This window comes from Rivihabitans pingtungensis (genome assembly GCF_003201855.1).
Lineage (GTDB): Bacteria > Pseudomonadota > Gammaproteobacteria > Burkholderiales > Aquaspirillaceae > Rivihabitans > Rivihabitans pingtungensis.
The window spans coordinates 14243-37179 of sequence record NZ_QJKI01000025.1; the positions used below are offsets into that span (position 1 = coordinate 14243).

Genomic DNA, 22937 nt, shown 5'->3' on the forward strand with positions numbered 1-22937 from the left:
TTGTACAACAATGTCAGAAGGGGTTTACCCGCCCCCTTAAAATCATGGCCACACTGGGCAGCCCCCACCCATGCACAAGGCCTGACCCGGTTATCCTGAGGTCAGGCCTTGTGCATGGCGGCCAATGACAGGCCCTGTCACGACAGATGTCCCACCCGCGCGCTGTTGCCCTACCAATACTTGGGGTAATTCGCTTCGCGGGTGGCATTGTGATAACACGCCGCCAGCAGGGTGATCAGTACCGCACCCAACAGCGTGGGATACAGCAAAAAGCCCCAGCCCGGTTGGGCCAGAAACACAATCACCGGGTTGGAGCCCGCCGGAGGGTGCACGGTGCGAGTCAGCATCATGGCAACAATAGCCGTGCCGGCCGCCAGGCCAGCCGCCCACCAATGCGGGCCAAAGACAGCGAGAAACGCCAGGCCAATCAACGAACTGAGCACATGGCCGCAAATGATGTTGCGCGGCTGAGAAAACGGCACATCCGGATAGGCAAACACCAGCACGCAGGTGGCGCCAAACGAGCCCAGCACCAAAGGTGTGGACAGCCAAGCGCTCAGGCCAGCAAGCAGCGAGATGGCCACCACGCCGCCCAGGCCCGCCAACAGCACCGCCCGTGCCGTCGGCATCGGTGGCACCGCAAGTTCGCCACCCCGAAATTTGGTCAGCCATTGGCTGCCGGAACGTACCTCAGAAACATATTTGCCTGGGTCGTGCATGGATCCCTCCCGTTCTTTCAAAAAATACCAAACGGTCGGTATGTTATGTGGACGGAACAAGGGGTGTCAATCAAGGACTGATCATGAAATGGGGCTTGTCGCTTTCGGTGCGGCGCCAGCAGATGCACAGGCCACATGGCAAGATCAAAAAAGTGGAGGTAGCGCCACGCACAAAACTCGGCGTAGCGGGCAAAGCGTGCGGCAAGGCGGCGCAAGCACGCCAGGAGGGTTTGGTGAGCCGTGCTTAATCGGCAGACACCGCGAGGTGTGGCATGCCAAGCGGGTTGGCAGACGCCAGCAGATCCAGCAGATGCTGATGCTGCCGGCGCAAAGGCGCGATATTGCCGTCGATCCGGTGCATCAGGATGCAGCCATGCACCCGGGCAATGGCATCCTCGGCATGCATGGTCGCCAGGGCTGGCGGAAAACCCTGCTGGAAAATGGCCAGGTAACAGGCGCGCCAATCGTCGAAAAACCGCCGGATGCGCTCGGCAAACACGGTGTTGGCCACACCAATTTCCAGGCTGAGATTGGCCAGCAAGCAGCCATCCGGATTCGACAGAAAAAACGTCTCCACCGCCTGATTGAAAGCTGCCAGCTGTGTATGGCCGGGTGGCTCGGCCGTCAGAATCAGGCTGAACACATGTGTGCTGAAATGCGCGTGCACCTGGTCCATGGCGGCAAGCACCAGCGCTTCTTTGCTGCTGAAGTGGTGATACAGGCTGCCTTTGGTGATGCCACAGGCTTTGACGATTTCGTCAATACTGGTGGCAGAATAGCCCTTGGCGCGAAAAAGTTCGGTTGCCCGATCCAGCAGGGTTTGCCTGCCAATATGTTTGGCCATACACACAGAAAACGGTAAAAGAATATTCGCGAAGTGCCGCCACACACCCCAGCCAAAACACCGCGCGCCGCCACCTGGGTACAAGTGAGCGGCGCGCAGGGTTTACCCGATGCAGTGACGTGCTCAGCCGGCCAGCCAGCTGCCCGGCAGTTGCTCCAGCCAGCTGCGGATCGAGCGGGCGTCCTGGATGCGGGTCTGGCTGCCGGCGCCGTCCAGCAGCACAATCACCAGCGGCAGGTTATTTACCGTGGCTTGCATCACCAGGCAGCGGCCGGCTTCTTTGATATAGCCGGTTTTCGACAGGCCAATCTGCCATTCGCCCTCGCGCACCAGCGCATTGCTGTTGCGGTAGTGCAGGCGGCGGCTGTCACTCACCCACACGTCTTGCTCGGCGGTGGTGGTGAACTGACGGATCAGCGGGTAGTGATACGCCGCCTGCACCATGCGCGCCAGATCGGTGGCGGTGGCGCTGTTGCCACTGTTCAGCCCGGTGCTGTCGTAAAACACCGCATTGCGCATGCCAACAGAACGGGCTTTCTGGTTCATCTTGGCAACAAAGGCGCGGGTGCCGCCCGGATAGGTGCGCGCCAGCGCCGAGGCGGCGCGGTTTTCTGAGGACATCAGCGCCAGCAGCAGCATTTCACGGCGCGGCAGGGTGACGCCCACCGCCAGACGCGAACCGGAGCGTTTGACCTTGTCCACATCGTCGTCGGTGATGGTGATCATTTCGTCCAGCGACTGCTTGCCATCCAGCGTCACCATGGCGGTCATCACCTTGGTGATCGAGGCAATGGGCTGCACGGCATTGCTGTTCTTGGCGTAGATCAGCTCGCCGGTCTGCGCATTCATCACCAGGGCGGCGTTGGAGTGCAGCGCGGGGGCAGAGCCGTTGTCATAATGGTCTGCCACACGGGCATTGCTGGCGACTTTGCCGCTGCTCTGGCTGGCCCTGGCGGCGGGGGCAGCTTTGTTGGCGCTGGTGGCGCAGGCCATCAGCGGCAGGGTGGTCAGGCTGGCAGTCAGCGCCAGCGAGATGACACGTTTCAACATGAGTGGGTGTTCCTTACTTGCAAGCAGTGAGATTCTACGCACGCGCCGGAGGGGAAACAATCTAAAATCCCGGTTTTGCCATTGCTTTGACGAGTGTGCGCCATGTTTGTGACGTTTCCGGGCAGTCCGTATCAATTGCACCAGCCGTTTTTGCCCGCTGGCGACCAGCCGGCGGCCATCGCCAAACTGGTGGAGGGGCTGGAAGACGGCCTGGCCTACCAAACCCTATTGGGGGTCACTGGTTCAGGCAAAACCTATACCATGGCCAATGTGATCGCCCGCACCGGGCGGCCGGCCATCATCATGGCGCCCAACAAAACCCTGGCCGCGCAGCTGTACGCCGAAATGCGCGAGTTTTTTCCGGAAAACGCCGTCGAGTATTTTGTCTCGTACTACGACTACTACCAGCCAGAGGCTTATGTGCCCAGCCGGGATTTGTTTATTGAAAAAGACTCGTCGATCAATGAACACATCGAGCAGATGCGGCTGTCGGCCACCAAGGCGATTCTGGAGCGGCCGGATTGCGTGATTGTCGCCACCGTGTCGGCCATTTACGGCATTGGCGACCCCAGCGCCTACCATCAGATGATCCTGCACCTGAAAGAAGGCGAAGCCAAATCACAGCGCGACATCATCAGCCGGCTGACACTGATGCAATATGACCGCAATGACATGGAATTCAAGCGCGGGGTGTTCCGCGTGCGCGGCGATGTGATCGACATCTTTCCGGCCGAATCGGCCGAGCTGGCGCTGCGGGTGAGTTTGTTTGACGACGAAGTGGAAACCCTGCAACTGTTCGACCCGCTCACCGGGCAAACCCGCCAGCGCGTGGGCCGCTACACGGTGTTTCCGTCCAGCCATTACGTCACCCCGCGCGAAACCGTGCTGCGCGCCTGCGAGGCGATCAAGGCCGAGCTGAACGCCCGCCGCCAGTGGTTTGAACAAGAAGGCAAATTAGTCGAGGCACAGCGGCTGGAGCAGCGCACCCGTTTTGACCTGGAAATGCTCTATGAGATGGGCTTTTGCAAGGGTATCGAAAACTACTCGCGGCATTTTTCCGGGCACGCCGCTGGTGAAGCGCCGCCGACGCTGATTGATTACCTGCCCAAAAACACGCTGATGATCATCGACGAATCGCACGTCACCATCAGCCAGATCGGCGGCATGTACAAAGGCGACCGCGCGCGCAAAGAAAATCTGGTGGAATACGGCTTTCGCCTGCCGTCGGCGCTGGACAACCGGCCGCTGAAATTTGAAGAATTCGAACACAAAATGCCGCAAAGCATTTTTGTCTCCGCCACCCCGGCCGACTACGAAGCCCGCCATGCCGGCCAGGTGGTCGAGCAACTGGTGCGCCCCACCGGCCTGGTGGATCCGGAAGTGGAAATCCGCCCGGTGGCCAGCCAGGTGGACGATTTGCTGTCGGAAATCACCGCGCGGGTGGCCAAGAACGAACGGGTGCTGGTCACCACGCTGACCAAGCGCATGGCCGAGCAGCTGACCGACTATTACAACGAACATGGCATCAAGGTGCGCTATCTGCACTCGGACATCGACACCGTCGAGCGGGTGGAAATCCTGCGCGACCTGCGCCTGGGTGTGTTTGACGTGCTGGTGGGCATCAACCTGCTGCGCGAAGGGCTGGACATCCCGGAAGTCAGCCTGGTGGCGATTCTGGACGCCGACAAAGAAGGCTTTTTGCGCAGCGAGCGCAGCCTGATCCAGACCATCGGCCGCGCCGCGCGCAATCTGCACGGCAAGGCCATCCTCTACGCCGACCGCATCACCGGCTCGATGGAGCGGGCCATCGGCGAAACCGAGCGCCGCCGGGAAAAACAATTGGGCTTTAACGCCGAACACGGCATCGTGCCGCGCGGCGTGCAAAAGCGCATCAAGGACATCATCGACGGCGTGTACAGCGCAGAAAGCCAGGCGCGCCAGGGCAAGGCCGAGGCGCTGGACGAAAAACAACTGGCCAAGCGCATCAAGGAAACCGAAAAAGCCATGATGGACGCCGCTCGCGACCTGCGCTTTGAAGACGCCGCCCGCCTGCGCGACAGCCTGCGCGAGCTCAAGCAGCGGCTGTTTGGCGAGGAAGACGTGTAAACCCGCCTACTGCGCAGCCCATTGCTCGCAGGCCAACCGCACCACCTGACTCAGCGAGCCTCGGGCCTGGTGCTGCTGACGCAGCCAATGGGCATCGCCGTCCTGCTTGCGCGCCACCTCGCCCAAGGCCACCAGCGCCGCGCGCATGCCGGGGTGGTCGGCGTAGGGCAGCACAGTGTCCAGCGTGGCCAGCACATGCTCGGCAATCGAGCAAGACGCGCCGTCGGCCAGAATCAGATTGCCGGCCAGACCAAAACGGCAGGCCTGAAAGCGGTTGAACGCATACATGCACATCTGGTCTGGCTCGGGCGCGCGTGGTTCGGCCTGAAACCAGGCGGCCAGCGCGCGGGCATAGGCGGCCAGTTGCACCGCGCGCGCCAGCGTCAGCGGCGTATCGCACACGCGGATTTCCAGCGTGCCGAATTCTGGCTTGGGGCGGATGTCCCAGTAAAAATCCTTCATGGATTCGACCACGCCAAAGCCGCGCATTTTGTCAAAATAAGCGTTGAATTCTGCCCAATCAGCCACCGCCGGCATAAAGCCGGACAGCGGAAACGCATTGACGCAATTCAGCCGCGAGGACTGAAACGCACTGTCCACCCCCTGATAAAACGGCGATGACGCCGACAGGGCAATAAAGTGCGGCATATACGGCGCCAGCCGCTGCACCCATTGCACGGCGTGGTCACCATCCGGGCAGCCGACATGAATATGCTGGCCAAACACGGTGAACTGCTGGGCCAGATAACCATACAGCTCGGACACCAGCCGGTAGCGCGGCTGCGGATAGATGCGCTGATCGGGCCATTGCTGGAAAGGATGGGCGCCACCGCCGCACAAGCCCAGATTCAGCCGGTCGGCATGGCGCAGCAGCACAGCGCGAATGCTGGCCAGCTCGGCCAGCATGGCGTCCACATCATGGTGAATGCCCGTACTGATTTCGATCATGCCTTCGGTGATTTCTGGCTTGATTTCGCCAGCGGGCGCGGGCTCTCGGTGCACCAGCTCCATCAGGTCAGACGCGCCACGGGTCAGGTTGTAATCGCGGCGGTTGACGATTTGCAGCTCCAGCTCCACGCCCAGCGTCAGCGGGGTGGACGGGGTGAATTCCAGCATGGGCAAGGCTCCTTGGTCGGATGGCTTCAGGGACGGGCGTCGCCGCTCAGGCGCAGGGCCAGTTGCACGCCCAGCGGCGCCAGCACGGCCAGCAGCAGCCAGGCAGACAATAATGTGGTCAACAAGGGGCCGCCCAGCGCCGGGTAGACCAACCGCGCCTGATCGGCCAGCAATAGCGCCAGCCCGGACATCGGCTGCATGGCCAGCCCCAGCGCGGCGCCCTTGCGCCAGCTCAGCGCATTCAGCCGCGCCAGCGCCGTCAGACACAGCAGACGGCCGGCACATCGTGCGCCAATCAGCGCCAGCGCCGGCAACCAGGCCTGGCCCAGCGCCTGCGGTGGCAGACTGACCCCCAGCGAGACAAACAACAGCAGATAAAACACCGTGCCCAGCGGCTGCACGTCGGGCTCGGCCAGGCTTTCGCGCCGATCCAGCGCCCGCGCCGCCACGCCGCAGGCCAGCAGCGCCACCCACGGCGCCAGCGTCCATAGCTGGGCCAGCCCCAGGGTAAGCACCACCACGGCAAACAGCAGCGGCCATTGTCGGCTGTCGCCTGCGGACAGACGCTGACCCAGCCAGGCCATCAGCGCCCCGGCGGCCACGCCCAGCGCCCCGGCGCCCAGCACCTGGGCCAGCGGTTCCAGCCAGGGTAGCGCGCCATCGCCGGGCACGCGCTCCAGCACGGTCAGGCAGACGGCAAAGGCCAGCGAGGCCAGGACATTGTTCAGCGCGGTCAGGTGCAAGGCGCGCTCCGTCACCTGGCCTTCGGCCCGCAGATCACGCACGGCCATCAATAGCACCGCAGGAGAAGTAGCCAGCGCAATCGACGCTGCCAGGGCCGCCGCCAGCGGGTTGACCCCCAGCCACAACAACATGCCGGCCACCGCCGCGCCCGTGCACAGCGCTTCCAGCAGGCTGCTGGCCAGCAGGCGTTTTTCCCGCAGCAGCCAGCGCACATCAATGCGTCTGCCCAACTGGAACACGATCATGCCGGCCGCCAGATCAATAAACAGCTGCACATCGGCCAGCATGTCGCGGTCCAGCAGATTCAGCGCGGCCGGGCCCAGCAGCAAGCCCATCAGCACATAGGCGGTGGCCGGCGGCACGCGCAAGATGCGCATCAGCCAGTGCCCGCCCAGCAAGCCGCCCAGCAGCACGCCGCCCAATCCCAGCAGAGGGTTGAGCGGCAGGCTCAGGGTGTGCCAGGCGGCGGGGGTGAGCGTAGCGGGCATGGGCGGTCTCCTGTTATTTCTCGGCGTCAGCCTGGGGTGATGCGGCGGGGTGGGCGCGAGGGCGCCGAAGGGTATATGGCCGGCATGGGGCAAGCGGGCAAAACGCGCGGCGGGGCACTGCATGCCGCTGTTCACTAGAGCCGCAGGACGGCCGCTGAGTTCCCGCCGGGCAGGAATGCGCGGGTTTTTCTCAGGCGCGTTCTGCCGCGCATCCGTACAATAATGCCGGCGCGCTGTTGTCGCGCCACCGGCTCTGTTACCCTTTGCGCATTTCCCGCGCTGCACCATCGCCACGGACAGCGGCCACGCCGGCTGTCGGGATTTTTCACGCTTGGAATCTGCATGCAAGACTTCAATCTGGCCGCGCTGTTCATGCTCGGCTTTCTGGCTGGCGGCCATTGCCTGGGCATGTGTGGCGGCATTGTCGCCGCGCTGTCGCTGCAACAACGTCAGGCCCGCTCGCACTGGCTGCTGATGCTGGCGTATAACACCGGGCGCTTGTCCAGCTATTCGCTGGTGGGGGCGTTGGTGGGCGGCATTGGCGGGCTGGGCATTGCTTCGCTGAATATCGCTGCGCTGCAACACCTGCTGTATGCGCTGGCCAATCTTTTGCTGATTGCCATGGGACTTTACCTGATGGGCATATCGGCCTTCATCACCCAGATCGAACGCCTGGGCAAACCCCTGTGGCGCATTGTGCAGCCGGCCATGCAAAAGCTGTTGCCGGTGCGCTCGCCATGGCAGGGCTTGCTGGTGGGCGCGCTGTGGGGCTGGTTGCCGTGCGGCATGGTGTACACCGCCAGCCTGAGCGCGCTGGCCAGCGGCAGCGCCCAGCAAGGCGCTTTGACCATGCTGGCCTTTGGCTTGGGCACCCTGCCCAATCTGCTGGCGATGGGCGCCTTTGCCGAGGCGCTGCGCAGCCTGTCGCGCCAGCCGCTGGTGCGCTGGACCTCCGGCGGGCTGATTTGCGCGCTGGGCCTGTGGCGGCTGGCGCAGGTGCTGTGAGCCCGGGCCGGGTATAATCTCGCCTTTGCCTGTGACTTGAGGAGCCGGTGTGCTGATTCATCCGCAGTTCGACCCGATTGCCGTCTCGCTGGGCCCGCTGGCCGTGCGCTGGTATGGGCTGATGTATTTGCTGGGTTTTGTGCTGTTCATGCTGCTGGGCCAGCGCCGCCTGGCGCAAAGCCGCGGGGTGTTCACCGCCAAGATGCTCGACGATTTGCTGTTTTACGGCGTGCTGGGCGTGATTCTGGGCGGACGGCTGGGCTATGTGCTGTTTTACAAGCTGGGGGATTACCTGGCCGACCCGCTGGCCATTCTGCGCGTGTGGGAAGGCGGCATGGCGTTTCACGGGGGGTTTCTTGGCGTAGTGGTGGCCATGGCGCTGTTTGCCCGTCGCCACGGCCTGCATTTTTTGCAAGTGACCGACTTTATCGCCCCGCTGGTGCCGCTGGGCCTGGCGGCCGGGCGGATTGGCAACTTCATCAATGGCGAGCTGTGGGGTCGTGTCACCCGGCCGGATGCGCCGTGGGCCATGGTGTTTCCGCAGGCCAGCGCCGAAGACACCCGCCAGGCGCTGATGGCCCCCACGCCGGAATGGCTGACCTGGCTGGCCAGCTATGGCGGCCTGCCGCGCCACCCTTCGCAGCTGTATCAGTTTGCCCTGGAAGGCGTCGCGCTGTTTGTGCTGCTGTGGGGGTTTTCCGCGCGCCCTCGCCCGCTGGGCCAGGTGTCGGCGCTGTTCTTGCTGGGCTATGGCGTGGCGCGCTTTGTCGCCGAGTTCGCCCGCGAGCCGGATAATTTTCTGGGGCTGCTGGCGCTGAATCTGTCGATGGGTCAATGGCTGTCGCTGCCGATGATGCTGGCTGGCGCCTGGCTGTGGCAGCGCGCGGCGCGCCAGGGCTGAGGAGCAAAGCATGCAAACAGGCAAATTCTGGCTGCTGGTGCTGTGCTGCGCCGCTAGCGTGGCGCAAGCCGCACCGCTGCTGAAACTCTCGGCCCTGCCCGACGAAGGCGCCAGCGAACAACAACGCCGCTATGCGCCGCTGGTGCGCTACCTCAGCGCCGAGCTCAAGCAAAAAGTCCAGTTTGTCACCCTGCCCGATTACAGCAGCGTGGCCGAGGCGCTGGGGCGCGGCAAGCTTGATCTGGCCTGGCTGGGCGGCTTTAGCTATGTGCAGGCGCGCCAGTTGGGCGAGGTGCGGCCGATTGCCCAGCGTGAAGAAGACCCCAACCACACCAGCGTGTTTATTGTTCACGAAGACAGCCACGCCCATCAGCTGAAAGACCTGCGCGGCAAAAGCTTTGCCTTTGGCGCGCAAACCAGCGCGGCCGGCCACTTGATGCCGCGCTGGTTTTTGCAGCGCGACGGCCTGCGCCCGGAAACCGATTTTCGGCGGCTGCGCTATTCTGGCTCGCATGAAGTCACCGCGCTGTGGGTGGCCACCGGCAAGGTGGAGGCCGGTGTGCTGGGCAGCGCCGGCTGGCAGCGGCTGGTGGACAGCGACAAGCTGGACCTCAGCGAAGTGCGCGTGCTGGCCACCACGCCGGCGTATTCTGAATTCAACTGGAGCGTGCGCCCGCGCATGAGCCATGCCCTGCGGCAAAAACTCACCCAAGCCCTGCTCAAGCTGGACCCGCGCCAGCCCGCCCACCGCGAAGTGCTCACCGCACTGGGCGCGCCCAAACTGATTGCCGCCCAGCCCGAGCAATTTGCCGCGCTGGAGCAAGCCGCCCGCAGCGCCGGCATGCTGGACAAAAAACCTGGCAACTGAGCACGTGGGGCAGCGTCATTACCCAGCGCGCGGCGCGCGACTGCCGACAATCGCAGCGGCAACAGCAGCAGAAGACGCGGCGTGCCGCGTCTATCCCACCCGACTCGCCGCCTGTAAATCCAGCTCCACCGTGGCGTTTTTTGGCAGCTGCGCCACGCCCACCGAGGTGCGCGCCGCGTGGCCGGCTGCGCCCAGCACCTGGGCCAGCAGCGCCGAGGCGGCGTCGGCTACTTCACTTTGCTGGGTGAAGCCTGGCGCCGACTGCACGTAGACATTCAGTTTCAACACCTGCGCCAGCGCATCCAGCGTGCCCAGTTGCTGGCGCAACAAAATCAAGGCGCGCAGCGCGCAGATTTCCGCCGCGCGGCGGGCGTCGTCCAGGCTGGCGGCGTCGCCGGCGGCGCCGGTCACCTGCACCTGATTGCCCACGCGCGGCACCTGGCCGCTGACGTATAGCTGTTCGCCATATTGCAGCACCGCGCAATACTGGCCGCCGATCACCAGCGGCGCGTCCACATCCAGCCCCAGCGGGGCGGCCAGCGCGGTCAAGCGCGCATCGCGTGAATCAAGCATGGGTGGCCTTTCCGCGCCCGGCGGGCGCCTGGTTCAGCGTGTGCTCAATCACCTGCGCCAGGGTGTGCATGGCGCGGTCCACCTCGCGGGTGTAGGGCAGGCCGGCGTTCAGCCGCAGGCAATGGTCCACCCGGCCGGCGTTGGAGAACATCACCCCCGGCGAAATGCGGATGCCCTGCTGCAAGGCGGCGTGGAACACCGCCAGCGAAGATAACTCCCCCGGCAGCTCCACCCAGATGCTCATGCCGCCCGGCGGCAGGCTAAAGCGGCAGCCAGCCGGAAACAGCCGGTCCACCGCATCGGCCATCTGCTCGCGCTGGTGGCGCAATGTGCGCTTGAGCGTGCTCAGGTGGCGCGGCAGCGCGCCACTGCTTAAATAGTCGGTCATCGCCAGCTGCGGCAACAGCTCATTGGGCCGCGACTGGCTGTATTTCAGCATGGCGATGCGCTCGTGCCACTTGCCGCCGGCAATCCAGCCCAGCCGCAGGCCGGGGGCGAGAATTTTGTGCAGCGACGAGCAAACAATCACCTGCCCGCTGTCGTCCCAGGCCTTGATCGCCGCCAGCGGCGGGCCGGCGTCGTACAGCGGGGTGTAGGTGTTGTCTTCAATCAGGGCGATATCGTGGCGCTGGCACCAGCGCAGCAGCTGGCGCTTGTGCGCGTCCGGCATCACGCAGCCCAGCGGATTGTGCAAATTGGGCGTCACCGCCACCGCCTTCAGCCCAGGGCACTGCCGCGCCGCCATCTCCAGCGCCTCCAGCGACAGCCCGGTGTGCGGGCTGGCCGGGATTTCCAGCGCCTGCAAGCCCAGGCTTTCCAGAATCTGCAACAGCCCATAATAAGTGGGCGACTCCACCGCAATCACCTCGCCCGGCTGCGCCACCGCGCGCAAGGCCAGGGTCAGCGCCTCGGTGCAGCCGTGGGTCACCACCAACTCATCCGGCGACAAGGTCATTTGCGCATCCAGCGCATGCTGCGCCAGCGCCTGCAAAAACGGCGCACAGCCCGCCATCGCCAGCGGCTGGCTGAAAATATCCGGCTGCGCGCGCAAGGCGCGCTGGGTGGCCAGGCGCAAGGCCGCGCCGGGATACAAACTTGGCGCGCCGCACGAGCCGGACAAATTCACCTTGGCCGGATAACGCTGGCTGAGCGCCAGCACCTCAGACACCCGCTGATGAATGCCCACATACTGCGCCACATCCGGCGCGCTGGGCTGCGGCTCTTGCAAACTGGCCAGCGGCCGGCGCGGCCGCACAAAATACCCGGCGCGCGGCCGCGCCTCCAGCAGCCCTTCGCGCTCCAGCGTGCGGCACAACTGCACCGCCGTGGACAAACTCACCGCATGACGCGCCATCAAATCGCGCAAGGACGGCATGCGCTCACCCGGCGGCAAGGCGCCGGAATGAATCGCCTGAGCGTAATGATCCGCCCATTGGCGGTACAAAGTCGGAGTATGCATAGCCGACATCATGCCCGCCCCACCGCCGCCAGGGACAGATACAGATGGGGGATTTTGGCGGCGGAACAGCGGGTGTTATGGTGGCGGCGGTGGGTTAGCGGTGTTTGGATTTAAGTTTGGATTTGGGTTTGGGTTTGGCGGGGGATGGGCTGAGTTGACGCAGCACTTGACGCATGGCCAGCAAGTTGGTGCGCCATTCGGCGTGGTCTGGCGATTTCGTGACCAACTGGCTGAGCATGCATTCGGCTGTGTACAACAGCAGCACGCCAGCTTTGGATTTGCACATGTGGGCACTGCACTGGTTGAGTTTGGCTAAGGTAATCGCTAGATCGGATTGCCAACTGGAGTTGGCCGGGTCTCGTTCAACTAGCCAGATACTAATGACCAAGTCTTGCTTGAATGCCTGGGCAGCGTCATCCAGTTGGCCTTGCGCCATGCGCACATCGCCTAATCGGCTATGGGCAACGGCTAAGTTACGCCTATTGGTGTTGGTTGAGTCGAGCTTTACCAGTTGGGTGCTGATAGCTAAACCTTCGCTGAATGCCTGGGCAGCAGCATCCAGCTGGCCTTGCGTCATGTACACATTGCCCAGCTTGCTATGGGTAACAGCCAAATCACACAGACAACTGGTGTTGGCTGGGTCGAGCGCTACCAACTGGGCACCTATAGCTATACGTTCAGTGAATGCCTGGACGACGGCATCCAGTTGGCCTCGTGCCATGCGCACATCACCCAGCTTGTCATTGGCGATGGCTAAATCACGCAACCATCTAGTGGTGATAGCTAAATCTTCGAATGCCTGGGCCGCGGCATCCAACTGGCTTCGCTTCATGCGTGCATCGCTCAGTTGGCTATGGGCGATGGCCAAATCACGCTGCCAGCCGGTGTTGGCGGGATCGAACACCACCAGCCGGGTGAAGATAGCCATGCCTTCGCTGAATGCCTGGGCGGCAACGTCCAACTGGCCTTGCGCCATGCGCACGCTACCCAGTCGGCTATGGGCAATGGCCAAGTCACGCTGCCAGCCGGTGTTTACGGGGTCGAGCGCCACCAGTTGGGTGTTGATAGCTAAGCCTTTGCTGAATGCCTGGGCAGCAGCATCCAGCTGGCCTAACTTCATGTACACATCGCCTAGCCTGCTATGGGCACCGGCCAAGTTATGCTGCCAGCTGGTGTTGGCTTGGTCTAGCGCCACCAGCCGGGTCCTGATAGCTAGATCTTCACTGAATGCCTCTGCGGCGACGAACAGTATCGTGTGCCCATGGTCCAGCTTGCTATGGGCGGTGGCCAAGTCACGTCGCCAGTGTGGTGAATCCAGCAGTGTGGCCAATAGCTGTTCATGCAGAATGCGTCTGGCTTGCTGGTAATCGGCAACGGTACACCAAGTGTCCATTTCGCCATCGGCCACGGCTTGCGCCTGAAACAGGCTCAGTGCCCGTTGTGCCAGGCGTTGGCATTCTTCGGCGGTGAGATACGCTTGTCGAATTTCCACCACATGCAGGCAGGCGCGTGCTTCGGCGGCGGCGGGCAGTTGGGGCAGGGTGAGCAGTTCCGCCAGCACCAGCCCCAGGCGGTCGAGTTCCGTCTGGCGGCCGTGTTGCCGGAAGGTGTAGCAGGCGTCGCTGACTTGCCCGGCGGCGTGCTCGGGGTCGGCCAGCAGGCGGTGGTAGAGCGTTTCTACCTCGGCGTCCGGCTGGGGGTGAAAGTGGTCGGCGGCGTGGGCGGAGAGTTGGCGCAGGCGCTCGGGGTGTTCTGCGGCCAGCCAGTGGCGCAGCGCCAGCCGGGTGGATTCGTGCACATTCCAGCCCTTGCCCTGAAAAGGCTCAACCATCGGCAGGTCGGTCAGTGCGGTAAATATCTCTTTGCTGATGGCGTGTTCGGGCAGCAGGGCGGTGAGGATGGCGGGGTCGAACCAGTGCGGGATGGCAGCGGCTTCGATCAGCGGGCGCAGCTGCGGGCCGCGCGCCTCCAGCACGATGTTCAGCGTGGCCAGGGTGAGCGCTTGCGGGTTGCCTTGTGCGGCCTGGAGCTGGGCGAGGATGTGGTCGAAGTCGAAGCTCATCTGGCGCTCTCCGTTGCGCCAAGGCGCTCGGTATACAAGCTCAGAATAGGCGAAATCTGCTTAGGGTCACCCTGAAAGGTAAAAGTCAGTGCCTGAATAAATTGGATGAAATCTTCAGGCAATGATGTGCGTCGGCTATGTTTAACGCAAAACTCCTGCCATGCCTGGGTGTCAAAAATTGGCTTTAGATCAAATGATTGCGCGTAGCCCCGCCACACGGCATGCTGTTGATTCGGAACGGATTGGCCGCACACCACCACGCGTAAGGCGGGGCAAGCATGTAGGCGCGCCAGCACATCACGCTCCAGCCAGTCTTTGACTTCTTGTGACGCTTGCTCAAATGTATCTATCAGCAAAAGATGAGGGCGATTGAGGTTTTTACAGGCGTCAATCAAGTGCTTGCATTGCATGCTGAAAGAATTGCTGGCGCCAGTGGTAAATCCCGGAATCTCGATTTGGCGGTGCAGCACCGCCTCCAAGGTCACGCCATGTCTGCACTCAATCCGTGAGTGATCAAGTCCAAGTTCAATGGCCATACGCTGAAATTCATTGGTCAAGTGGGTTTTACCGCGCCCACTCGGGCCATGAATCAGCAGTGCACGTTTGGCCGATTGGCTTTGCAGCATGGCCTCGAAGGCGTGGAATTCGTCGTGACAGTTGGCCATGCGGCGATCAAATGGGGTGTGCAGTGTCGGCCAGGAGATGGCGGGGGGTTGGGCGGTGGCGGGGCTGGAGGCGGTGGCCGTCAGCCAGGTCAGCACATGGGCCTGGTCCTCGGGTTTGTGCCAATGGAAGCGATGATAGGCTTGCAAGCCAAGCGGTATGCTGTTGATATCTTCCGGCGCCAGCAGCACCACGCGGAACTGGGGATTGTTAAACCCTTGGTTGTACAGCATCTGCCGCACAATATGCGCCTCGGCGGCACAGCCGTGGCCGATCCCCAGCGGGCCGTCAGCCTCGTAACATTCATGCCAGCCTGGCGTGCAGGCAATCAGCACCTTGTCGGCTTTCTCAACCTGCTGTTGCGACCACTTCGGCCAGCCGCCATTCGGCCCGGCGGGCAGTTGGTCAGAGTCAATCACCACATTGACCCCGGCGGCGCGCAGGGTTTTTACCAATTCGGCCACGCGGGGGCTGTGGGTGTTGCTGTGTCGATACGAAATAAAAACCTGGCTCATGGGCGGCGCGGGGGCTGGGCATGCAAGACGGGTATTGTGGCACAGCTGGCCGTGGTTGTGGGGCCTCAGCCCTGGCGGAACAGGTGCACATACTGCGCCGCCACCGGCAGGCGCTCGCTGCGGCCGCGCAGGCTGAGTTGCCATTTGCCGCGCTCGTCGCGGTGGGCGGCGTCTACGTAGCGCACATTCACCAGCAGGCTGCGGTGAATCGGCCAGAAGTCGTCGCTGTCCAGCTGGCTGGCCAGGGTTTTCAGCGAGCTGCGCAGCCAGTGTTCGGTGTTTTCGGTGACGGCGCGCACGTATTTGTCTGCGGCTTCCAGGTACATCACCTGCTCGATTGGCACCAGATGCACGGTGTCGCCCTGGCCGGCGCGCAGATAGCGCAGCGGCCCGGCGCCACCGTCGGAGTTGGCACTGATGCCGGGGGCGCTGGCGGTGCGCGCGGCCAGCAGGCCTTGCAGGCGCTGCACGGTGGCGGCCAGGCGCAGGGGGTCTACCGGTTTGCACAGATAGTCCACCGCCGCCACGCCAAAGGCTTCCAGCGCGTGTTCTTGATAGGCGGTGACAAACACAATCAGCGGGGCGTCGGCCTGGCCCAGTTGGTGTTGGGCCAGCAGCAGGCCGTCCATGCCGGGCATGCGGATGTCCAGAAAAGCCACGTCCGGGCGCTGGCTGGCGATGGCTTCGCGCGCGGAAAGACCATCGTGCCACAGCCCCAGGCACTCGGCCTGCGGCCAGGCCACGGCCAGGCGTTGCGCCAGGCGTTCGGCCAGGCGGGGTTCGTCGTCAACGATCAGATAGCGGGGTGTGGTCGGCATAGTGGGCGGGCAGAATCAGGCGGGCTTCTACGCCATGCGGCGCAAGCGGGGTGAGGGTGAGGCTGGCGGCGTGGCCATACAGTGCGGCCAGCCGGGCGCGGATATTGGCCAGGCCGCTGCCAGCGCCGGGGCGGGCGTTGGGGGCGTTCAGGCCCACGCCGTTGTCGCAGACGCGGATATGCAGTGCGCTGTCGTATAAATCAGCATAAATACTCAGCTCGCCGCCTTGCACGGCGGGTTCGATGCCGTGGCGAATGGCATTTTCCACCAGGGGTTGCAGCAGCATCGGTGGCAGCTGGCAGCTGGCGGCTTGCTGGCTGGCGTGGATGCGCCAGCGCAGGCGGGCGCCAAAGCGGATGGCCAGGATGTGCAGCCAGGGTTCGATGCGCGCCAGTTCGTCGCTCAGCTGGCTGGCGGCCGGACGGGCGGTGGGTTGAGTGCGGTGCAGATAGTCGGTCAGATGGCTGAGCAGGGCGCGTGCCTCGTGGCGGGTGGGCTGGCTGATCAGCGCATCCAGATGGGCGAGGGTGTTGAACAAAAAATGCGGCTCTACTTGGGCTTGCAGCGCGTGCAGCTCGGCCAGGGTTTGCCCGCGCTGCGCCGCCTGGGCGCTGGCGCGCGCTTCCAACAGGCGGCTGCGTTGCCATAGCCCACCCAGCAGCACGCCGCTGGCGGCCAGGGTGATGGTGAGCACAATCCACAGATTGGCGGCGGCGCTCAGCGGCAACGGGCCGTCCATGGGCGAGGTGTCGGTCAGCCAGCTGCCCAGCGCCAGGCCGATGGCGCCGCCCAGCGGCACGGCCACCAGCATCAGCAGCGCCATCCAGTGGCGCGGCGGCCAGCTCTGGCCCCAAAAACGTCGGCGCACCAGTTCTTCCAGCAGCAGGATGCTGCCGCTGATGGTGTGGTTGTACACCAGGTTTTGCCACAGGGTGGTGACCGACATCGGGGTAAAGATCAGCGCCAGGACAATATTGGTGAGGATGCAGCCCAGCAGCAGCTCTCGCAGCGGAAAAAAACGCGGGCGACCCGCTTCAGCTGGCCTCATGTGCGTGGTCCTGGCCGCTGGGCCGGCAGGCTCAGACGGGCTTCCACGCCGTGTGGCGCCAGTGGGGTGAGGCTCAGGCTGGCGGCGTCGCCATACAGCGCGGCCAAGCGGGCGCGGATATTGGCCAGGCCGCTGCCGGCGCCAGGCCGGGCGTGCGCGGCTTCCAGCCCCACGCCGTCGTCGCGCACGCAGATGCACAGCGCGCCGTCGTGCACCTGGGCGTCGATATGCAGCACGCCGCCGCCCACGGCGGGCTCGATGCCGTGGCGAATGGCGTTTTCCGCCAGCGGTTGCAACAGCATTGGCGGCAGCAGGCAGTGCGCGGCCTGCTCGCTGGCGTCAATGCGCCAGCGCAGGCGCTGGCCAAAGCGGATGGACAAAATACACAGCCAGGGTTCGATGCGCGCCAGCTCATCGGCCAGCGGGCTGGCCTCCTGGCGGGAGGTGGACAAGGTGCCGCGCAGATAGCGGGTAAAGTAATCCAGCAAGTCTTGCGCCTCGTCCAGGGTGTCGTTTTGCAGCAGCGCATCCAGATGCGCCAGGGTATTAAACAAAAAATGCGGCTCAACCTGGGCTTGCAGCGCGCGCAGCTCGGCCAGGGTTTGCCCGCGCAGGGCGGTTTCGGCGTCCAGCCGGGCTTCGGCCAGCCGGCCGCGCTGCCACAGCCAGGCTGATAGTGTCAGGCTGGCCAGCATGGAAATCCCGAGCACGGCCAGCACATTGCTGAGCAAATCGCCTATCGGGCCTTCATGCAACGAAAAATGCGTCACCCACCCAGCCAAGGTGGCGCCCAGGCTGGCGCCCAGCACGGTGCTGCCCAGCAATAACAGGCCAAAGCGCCATGGCGAGGGCCAGCCGCAGCGCGTCCACAGCAGGCGTCGGCCCACTTCGGTCAGTGTGCAGATGCAGGCGCCAATCAGATGGCTGTACACCATGTTCACCCAAAAGGTGGACAGCGGCAAAATCAGCGTCAGCAGTGTGGCAATCAGGGTATTCAGCAGCAACAGGCTGAGCACCAGCTCACGCAGCGGCAGCAGCGCGATATCCGGCACGGCGCGCGCGGGTTTTACCATTGTGCCCATAGCCAGTGCCCCAGAATCCTGTCTGGCGACAGGGTAAACACAAACGCCACACCCAAGCCTATCATCATGCCGCGCACTGCCCGGTAATGCATCTGCCGCCGGCCATGACGCAGGGCATACAGGTTTTGCCCCAGGCCGATCAGCGTCAACAGAGATAGCAGATGAATCCACGACAGATGGCCCTGGCTTTGAATCCAGAACGAACCCACCGCCGTGACCGCCATGGCCGCCATCCAGCTGACGCCCAGCCCGCGATGCAGGCCATCGCCCCGACGACGGCGCCGCGCCAGCAGCCACAGGCCGCACAGCAGGCTGTAGCCTGCCGTCAGGGCGTGGCAGGCGATGGCAGGCGGCATGGCTCGCCACAGTTCGGACAAGGGGGGCGGCGTGATGGGCACCGAAAGCTTCTCCAGCAGCATCTATCTGGGCGGCAGTGTCGCGCAGTGCGGGCCAACTTGCCAGCGGCATGCGACCAGGGCGGGGTTTGGCGGCGCGAAACGCGGCATCTGTGCGCCACGGATTCACGCCGTGAATAAAGTATTTCACGCCCGTGCCAAGTGGTTTAGTCGCACGCCCGTGGTGAGCTGGCCGGGCCACGCGGCAAGCTAGGCTGCCATTCCCCCGGCCGGTGCTGAGCGCCGCTGATCAAACCCCATTGGCGTGATTGGGTGACCTGGCCACACTGGCTTGCTCACCCTGCTGGCCGCGCTGAGTTTGGTGAGCCGTGAACATCGGTGCGTGACTGAAATCAGCCCGTTGCCAAGGAGCGCATCATGAGCAGCCATGTTACCCCATCCCCTGCCATCCCCCGCCACAGCGCCTCGGCGCGCGCCGTGCTGGCCGAGCTGCTGCACCACCCGCTGGCCGGACATTGGCCGGCCGAGTTTCAGGCGCTACTGTGCGTGAATGCTGCGCGTCTGCGCGGCGAACAGGGCCAGCATGCCCAGGCCGGGCGCTGGCTGCACAAGGCACGGGCGCTCAGCCAGTGCGCTGTCACCTTGCGCGAGATAGAGCAACTGGCCCTGATGCCGCAGTAAGCGCGGCTGACAAAACACAGGTGAGTCAGCCGCCCACACCAAACACCAGATGGCCGGCAAAGGCGCGGCGCAGCGGGGCGATATTGTCCAGCAGGGTGAGCCCTAGCCCGCGTGCGGCGTTCAGCAGCGGGTCGTGGCGGTCAAACAGCTGAATCAGGCTGTGGGTAAAGCCGGTGACGGCGCGGCGGTCCAGCTGGCGTTGGCGGGCAAAGCCAGCCAGCACCGCCGCCTCGCCAATGTCGCGCGCGCCGGCCAGGCTGTCCACCAGGCCGACGGCGTCGCGCAGGCCCAGGTTCAGCCCTTGCGCCGCCACTGGGTGCATGGTTTGCGCGGCGTTGCCCACCAGCGCCACCCGGCCGCTGACCGTGCGCAGGGCAAATTTCAGCCGCAGCGGCACACAGGCGCGGGCGCCCACCCCGGTGATGGCGCCCAGCCGGTCGCCGATGGCGGCCTGCAACTGGGCGATGAAGTCGGCGTCGTCGCAGGCGGTCAGCGCCTCGGCGGCGGCGCCTTGCCGCGTCCACACCAGCATCATGGCGTCGCCGCAGGGCAGCAGCGCCAGCGGGCCATCCACGGCAAAGCGCTCAAACGCCATGCCCTGATGCGGCACGCTGACGTCCACCCGGCAGATCAGCGCCGATTGCTGGTAGTCATGCTCGTGGCGGCGCATGCCGGGCAACTGGGCGGCCAGCGCGCCGCCTTCGGCCAGCGCCACCAGCCGGCCGGTCATCTGCCGGGTGTGGCCTTGGTGGGCAAAGCGCACTTGCGCATAGGCCGACAAGGAGTGCAGCCCCTGGACTTCTGCGCCGTGAATCACCCGCACCGACGAGGCCGCCAGCGCGGCGTCCAGCGCTTGGTTCAAATCCGGGTAAGACACGGTGTAGCCCAGATGCGGCAGCTTGAGGTCGTCGCGCTGAATCAGCGTGCGGCCAAAGCTGCCTTGCTGGCTGATGTGCACGGTGTCGATGGCGGTGGCGGCCAGGCTGTCCGGCCAGCCGCCAGCGGCCAGCAGCGCTTGCTGGCTGGCGTGCGACAGCGCCAGCACGCGCGGGTCGTCGCGGCGGCCGGCGTCGTGGGCGCGCGCTTCCAGCAGGGTGACTTGCCGGCCGGCGCGCGCCGCCAGCAAGGCCAGGGTGGCGCCCACCGGGCCGCCGCCCACCACGATCAGTTCGCTGTGTTCGGGCAGCTTCATGCGCGCGCCTCGGCCATCAGCGCTTCGATATCGGCCACCGTCTTGGGCGCGCCGTCGGTCAGCACCACGCCGCCCTCGGCGCTCACCAGCACATCGTCTTCAATGCGGATGCCAATGCCGGCAAAGCGCTCGGGCACATTGGCCGCCGCGCGCAGATACAGCCCCGGCTCGACGGTGGTCACCATGCCGGCTTGCAAAGCGCGCCATTGGCCGTCCAGCTTGTAGCGGCCAACGTCGTGCACGTCCAGGCCCAGCCAGTGGCCGATGCGGTGCATGTAAAACTGCCGGTAGGCTTCTGATTCGATATTGCCGTCCACCGTGCCGTGCAGCAGGCCCAGGTCGATCAGCCCTTGCACCAGCACGCTTAAGGCGGCGTCGTTGGGCACATTCCAGGCCACGCCAGGGCGGATGGCGGCAATCGCCGCCAACTGCGCGGCCAGCACCACCTCGTACACCGCGCGCTGTTCGCCGCTGAAGCGGCCATTCACCGGAAAGGTGCGGGTGATGTCGCCCGCGTAGCCCTGGTATTCGCAACCGGCGTCGATCAACAGCAAGTCGCCATCGCTCAGCACATCGCGGTTGCCCACATAGTGCAGCACGCAGGCATTGGCGCCGCCAGCGACGATGCTTTCGTAGGCGGGGCTGCGCGCGCCGTGGCGGACAAAGGTGTGCAGGATGTCCGCTTCTACCTGGTATTCATACAGGCCCGGCTGACAGGCGCGCATGGCGCGCACATGCGCCTCGGCCGAGATGTCGCCCGCGCGGCGCAGCAGCTGGATTTCGTGGGCGTCTTTGAACAGGCGCATTTCGGCAATCGCCAGCGACACATCATGAATGGCCGGCGGCGCGGTGACGCCGCTGCGCGCCATGCCGCGCACGGCGTCCAGCCAGCCCAATACCCGGCGATCCCAGCCGCTGTCGCGGCCCAGGGTGTAGTGCACGGTGGGCTGGTTGCCCAGCCATTGCGGCAGTTTGGCGTCCAGTTCGCTGAGCGGGTAGGCCTGGTCAAAGGCAAAGCGCTCGCGCGCGCCGTCCGGGCCGTGGCGAAAACCGTCCCAGATTTCCCGCTCCAGGTCTTTTTCCCGGCAGAACAGGATGGACTGCCCTTCCGCCGGCAGCAGCACCAGCACGGCTTCCGGCTCGTCAAAGCCGGTGAGGTAGTAAAAACTGCTGTCGGCGCGATAGGGGTAGTGGGTGTCGGCATTGCGCACAGCGTGCGCGGCGGTAGGCAAAATGACAACGCCAGCGCCCAGCTCGGCCATCAGGCGGCGGCGGCGTTCGACGTAATGGGCTGTGGACATGAACAGGATTCCCGACAATGGCATGATGCCGGCCAGGGGGATGGCCGGATACAGAATGCGCCAGTGTACACCGGCGGCGCGGCGATGATGAAGCCAGCCAGATAAGCGCCGCTCACAAACCCTTCCTGGCGTGGTTGCCCGACCTTGCCGTACTTCTTGTACTGTCTGCGGTCGTGCGCCTGGCCAGGCGCGCTGCGCTGGGTTTTGTGAGCAACGCCAAGCCCGTCCGGCCAGGCCACAGAAAAAAATACCCCGGCAAGCCGGGGCACAGAGAGAGAGACGTATTCAGGCGCAAAGGGCCGTGTCGGGCCGCAGTGGCTTGCCGGCCAGTTGCCGTCGGGCGGCGTATAAATCCCAATCCGCCTGCAAGTGCAGCCAGAAACCGGCGTCCACGCCAAAACACGCCGCCAGCCGCAAGGCGGTGTCGGGGGTGATGGCGCGGCGGCCGTGGATCATTTCGTTCAGTCGCCGGCGCGACATGCCCAGCGCGCGCGCCGCCGCCAACTGGCTTAGCCCCAGCGGGGCCAGGATGCGGCTGGCCAGAAAGCGCCCCGGATGCAAAGGGGCGCGATTGCCGCCAAATCTTGGCCAGCGGGCGACGGTGGGCGCAAGGCTTGCAGGCATGGCGGCTCAGTCCTTGAACATGCGAAAACCGCTGACCATGGTGGAGATCATGCTCTGCTTGGACATGATGTCCTCGCGGATGGCGGCGTACACATGCACCATCACAAACAGCACAATGCCCCACATCGCCAGCCGGTGCCAGTTATGCACGTCCAGGCTGCTGCCAAAGGCGCCAATCACCCAGCCAAAGGCGCTGTGCGCCCAACTGCCGGCGCCCGTGCCTTCGCCGTACAGGGCAAAGCCGGTGACGCACATGAACAGGGTGATCCACAAAAAGCTGGCCATGGCGATCTGGCCCACCGGGTTGTGGCCGATGTATTTTTTCGGATAGCGCTCCAGGAACAAATACCAGCGGATTTCAAAGAAAAACTCTTTCCACCACTGTTTATCCCACACCGGCACCAGGATGATTTCCCGCGCGTGGTGGTTGCCCACAAACGCCCAGTACAAACGGCCAAGCAGGCCCACCGCCAGAATGTAGCCGGCGGTGAAATGGGCAAAGCGGATATAACCCATCACATAGTTGAAGGTTGCCTCACCGGGCACGCTGGGCAGCGGCTTGCCGATGAAATAACCGGTCACCGACAGCACGATGATGCTCAGCACGGTGATCCAGTGCCACAGCCGCAACGGCGCCTCGTAGACATACACCGAGGTGACCTTGCGCTGGCCGGACAGCTGCGGGGCGTCGCCGTCAAAACCATAGGTTTTCATGGGGAATC

23 protein-coding genes are annotated in these 22937 nt (G+C 64.3%); 6 read left to right on the forward strand and 17 right to left on the reverse strand.

From position 1 onward, the window contains the following. Positions 1 to 170: 170 nt before the first annotated feature. Positions 171 to 629: an HPP family protein gene (locus tag DFR34_RS14180; RefSeq protein WP_211309432.1), complete on the reverse strand. Its 459-nt coding sequence runs from the start codon at positions 627 to 629 to the stop codon at positions 171 to 173. Positions 630 to 802: 173 nt separating this feature from the next. Between DFR34_RS14180 and DFR34_RS17910 the strand changes: the two genes are divergently transcribed. Continuing rightward, on the forward strand, positions 803 to 967 hold the full coding sequence (locus tag DFR34_RS17910) for a hypothetical protein (protein ID WP_158281841.1): 165 nt from the start codon (positions 803 to 805) through the stop codon (positions 965 to 967). On the opposite strand, the gene DFR34_RS17915 is transcribed toward DFR34_RS17910, so the two are convergent. Together DFR34_RS17915 and DFR34_RS14190 are read right to left on the reverse strand one after the other, a co-directional pair. Next, positions 964 to 1563 (reverse strand): TetR/AcrR family transcriptional regulator, encoded by a 600-nt coding sequence (locus DFR34_RS17915; protein ID WP_110391815.1) that lies wholly within the window; start codon positions 1561 to 1563, stop codon positions 964 to 966. The genes DFR34_RS17910 and DFR34_RS17915 overlap by 4 nt on opposite strands. Before the next feature lie 123 nt (positions 1564 to 1686). Then, positions 1687 to 2613, reverse strand: a complete 927-nt coding sequence (locus tag DFR34_RS14190; RefSeq protein WP_245906902.1) for a serine hydrolase — start codon at positions 2611 to 2613, stop codon at positions 1687 to 1689. A gap of 102 nt (positions 2614 to 2715) precedes the next feature. Between DFR34_RS14190 and uvrB the strand changes: the two genes are divergently transcribed. Next, complete coding sequence (uvrB, locus tag DFR34_RS14195) at positions 2716 to 4719, forward strand: excinuclease ABC subunit UvrB (RefSeq protein ID WP_110391816.1); 2004 nt, start codon at positions 2716 to 2718, stop codon at positions 4717 to 4719. 6 nt (positions 4720 to 4725) lie between these two features. Here uvrB and DFR34_RS14200 read toward each other — a convergent pair whose 3' ends face one another. Together DFR34_RS14200 and DFR34_RS14205 are read right to left on the reverse strand one after the other, a co-directional pair. After that, positions 4726 to 5835: a YbdK family carboxylate-amine ligase gene (locus tag DFR34_RS14200; RefSeq protein WP_110391817.1), complete on the reverse strand. Its 1110-nt coding sequence runs from the start codon at positions 5833 to 5835 to the stop codon at positions 4726 to 4728. Between the two features lie 26 nt (positions 5836 to 5861). After that, positions 5862 to 7067, reverse strand: a complete 1206-nt coding sequence (locus DFR34_RS14205; protein ID WP_158281842.1) for a cation:proton antiporter — start codon at positions 7065 to 7067, stop codon at positions 5862 to 5864. A gap of 342 nt (positions 7068 to 7409) precedes the next feature. On the opposite strand from DFR34_RS14205, the gene DFR34_RS14210 reads away from it, so the two are divergent. From DFR34_RS14210 to DFR34_RS14220, 3 genes are read left to right on the forward strand one after another with little or no spacing between them, the layout of a single operon-like run. Beyond that, on the forward strand, positions 7410 to 8072 hold the full coding sequence (locus DFR34_RS14210; protein WP_110391852.1) for a sulfite exporter TauE/SafE family protein: 663 nt from the start codon (positions 7410 to 7412) through the stop codon (positions 8070 to 8072). A gap of 49 nt (positions 8073 to 8121) precedes the next feature. Next, on the forward strand, positions 8122 to 8973 hold the full coding sequence (lgt, locus tag DFR34_RS14215; RefSeq protein ID WP_110391819.1) for a prolipoprotein diacylglyceryl transferase: 852 nt from the start codon (positions 8122 to 8124) through the stop codon (positions 8971 to 8973). A 10-nt stretch (positions 8974 to 8983) separates the two neighbouring features. Beyond that, positions 8984 to 9841: a putative selenate ABC transporter substrate-binding protein gene (locus DFR34_RS14220; protein ID WP_110391820.1), complete on the forward strand. Its 858-nt coding sequence runs from the start codon at positions 8984 to 8986 to the stop codon at positions 9839 to 9841. 90 nt (positions 9842 to 9931) lie between these two features. Here DFR34_RS14220 and DFR34_RS14225 read toward each other — a convergent pair whose 3' ends face one another. The 8 genes from DFR34_RS14225 to DFR34_RS17220 all read right to left on the reverse strand — a co-directional run bounded on the left by DFR34_RS14225 (position 9932) and on the right by DFR34_RS17220 (position 18459). After that, the gene (locus DFR34_RS14225) at positions 9932 to 10414 is read right to left on the reverse strand and encodes a RidA family protein (RefSeq protein WP_110391821.1); all 483 of its coding nucleotides are present in this window, start codon (positions 10412 to 10414) and stop codon (positions 9932 to 9934) included. Next, positions 10407 to 11873 (reverse strand): aminotransferase-like domain-containing protein, encoded by a 1467-nt coding sequence (locus tag DFR34_RS14230; protein WP_110391822.1) that lies wholly within the window; start codon positions 11871 to 11873, stop codon positions 10407 to 10409. Before DFR34_RS14230 ends, DFR34_RS14225 begins: the two co-directional genes overlap by 8 nt. Positions 11874 to 11967: 94 nt before the next feature. Further along, positions 11968 to 13935, reverse strand: a complete 1968-nt coding sequence (locus tag DFR34_RS14235; protein WP_110391823.1) for a tetratricopeptide repeat protein — start codon at positions 13933 to 13935, stop codon at positions 11968 to 11970. After that, entirely contained in the window at positions 13932 to 15113 is a 1182-nt protein-coding gene (locus tag DFR34_RS14240) for a TIR domain-containing protein (protein WP_158281843.1), read from the reverse strand. The genes DFR34_RS14235 and DFR34_RS14240 overlap by 4 nt, the downstream gene beginning before the upstream one ends. A 65-nt stretch (positions 15114 to 15178) precedes the next feature. Next, entirely contained in the window at positions 15179 to 15931 is a 753-nt protein-coding gene (locus DFR34_RS14245; RefSeq protein ID WP_110391825.1) for a LytR/AlgR family response regulator transcription factor, read from the reverse strand. After that, on the reverse strand, positions 15900 to 16979 hold the full coding sequence (locus DFR34_RS14250; RefSeq protein WP_110391826.1) for a sensor histidine kinase: 1080 nt from the start codon (positions 16977 to 16979) through the stop codon (positions 15900 to 15902). The genes DFR34_RS14245 and DFR34_RS14250 overlap by 32 nt, the downstream gene beginning before the upstream one ends. Further along, a complete protein-coding gene (locus DFR34_RS14255; RefSeq protein ID WP_158281844.1) occupies positions 16976 to 18052 on the reverse strand; it encodes a sensor histidine kinase in 1077 nt (358 codons plus the stop codon). The genes DFR34_RS14250 and DFR34_RS14255 overlap by 4 nt, the downstream gene beginning before the upstream one ends. After that, a complete protein-coding gene (locus tag DFR34_RS17220; RefSeq protein ID WP_158281845.1) occupies positions 18046 to 18459 on the reverse strand; it encodes a DUF2306 domain-containing protein in 414 nt (137 codons plus the stop codon). Before DFR34_RS17220 ends, DFR34_RS14255 begins: the two co-directional genes overlap by 7 nt. Positions 18460 to 18834: 375 nt before the next feature. Here DFR34_RS17220 and DFR34_RS14260 point away from each other — a divergent pair, with 375 nt between their 5' ends. Further along, positions 18835 to 19098 (forward strand): hypothetical protein, encoded by a 264-nt coding sequence (locus tag DFR34_RS14260; RefSeq protein ID WP_110391828.1) that lies wholly within the window; start codon positions 18835 to 18837, stop codon positions 19096 to 19098. Positions 19099 to 19123: 25 nt separating this feature from the next. Here DFR34_RS14260 and DFR34_RS14265 read toward each other — a convergent pair whose 3' ends face one another. The 4 genes from DFR34_RS14265 to cybH all read right to left on the reverse strand — a co-directional run bounded on the left by DFR34_RS14265 (position 19124) and on the right by cybH (position 22929). Beyond that, entirely contained in the window at positions 19124 to 20290 is a 1167-nt protein-coding gene (locus tag DFR34_RS14265; RefSeq protein WP_110391829.1) for an FAD-dependent monooxygenase, read from the reverse strand. Next, positions 20287 to 21591 carry a Xaa-Pro aminopeptidase gene (pepP, locus tag DFR34_RS14270; RefSeq protein WP_110391830.1) on the reverse strand — a complete coding sequence of 435 codons (1305 nt, stop codon included), beginning with the start codon at positions 21589 to 21591 and terminating at the stop codon, positions 20287 to 20289. The genes DFR34_RS14265 and pepP overlap by 4 nt, the downstream gene beginning before the upstream one ends. 285 nt (positions 21592 to 21876) lie before the next feature. After that, positions 21877 to 22215: a HigA family addiction module antitoxin gene (locus tag DFR34_RS14275; RefSeq protein ID WP_110391831.1), complete on the reverse strand. Its 339-nt coding sequence runs from the start codon at positions 22213 to 22215 to the stop codon at positions 21877 to 21879. Positions 22216 to 22221: 6 nt separating this feature from the next. Beyond that, on the reverse strand, positions 22222 to 22929 hold the full coding sequence (cybH, locus tag DFR34_RS14280) for a Ni/Fe-hydrogenase, b-type cytochrome subunit (RefSeq protein WP_110391832.1): 708 nt from the start codon (positions 22927 to 22929) through the stop codon (positions 22222 to 22224). Positions 22930 to 22937 lie beyond the last annotated feature (8 nt).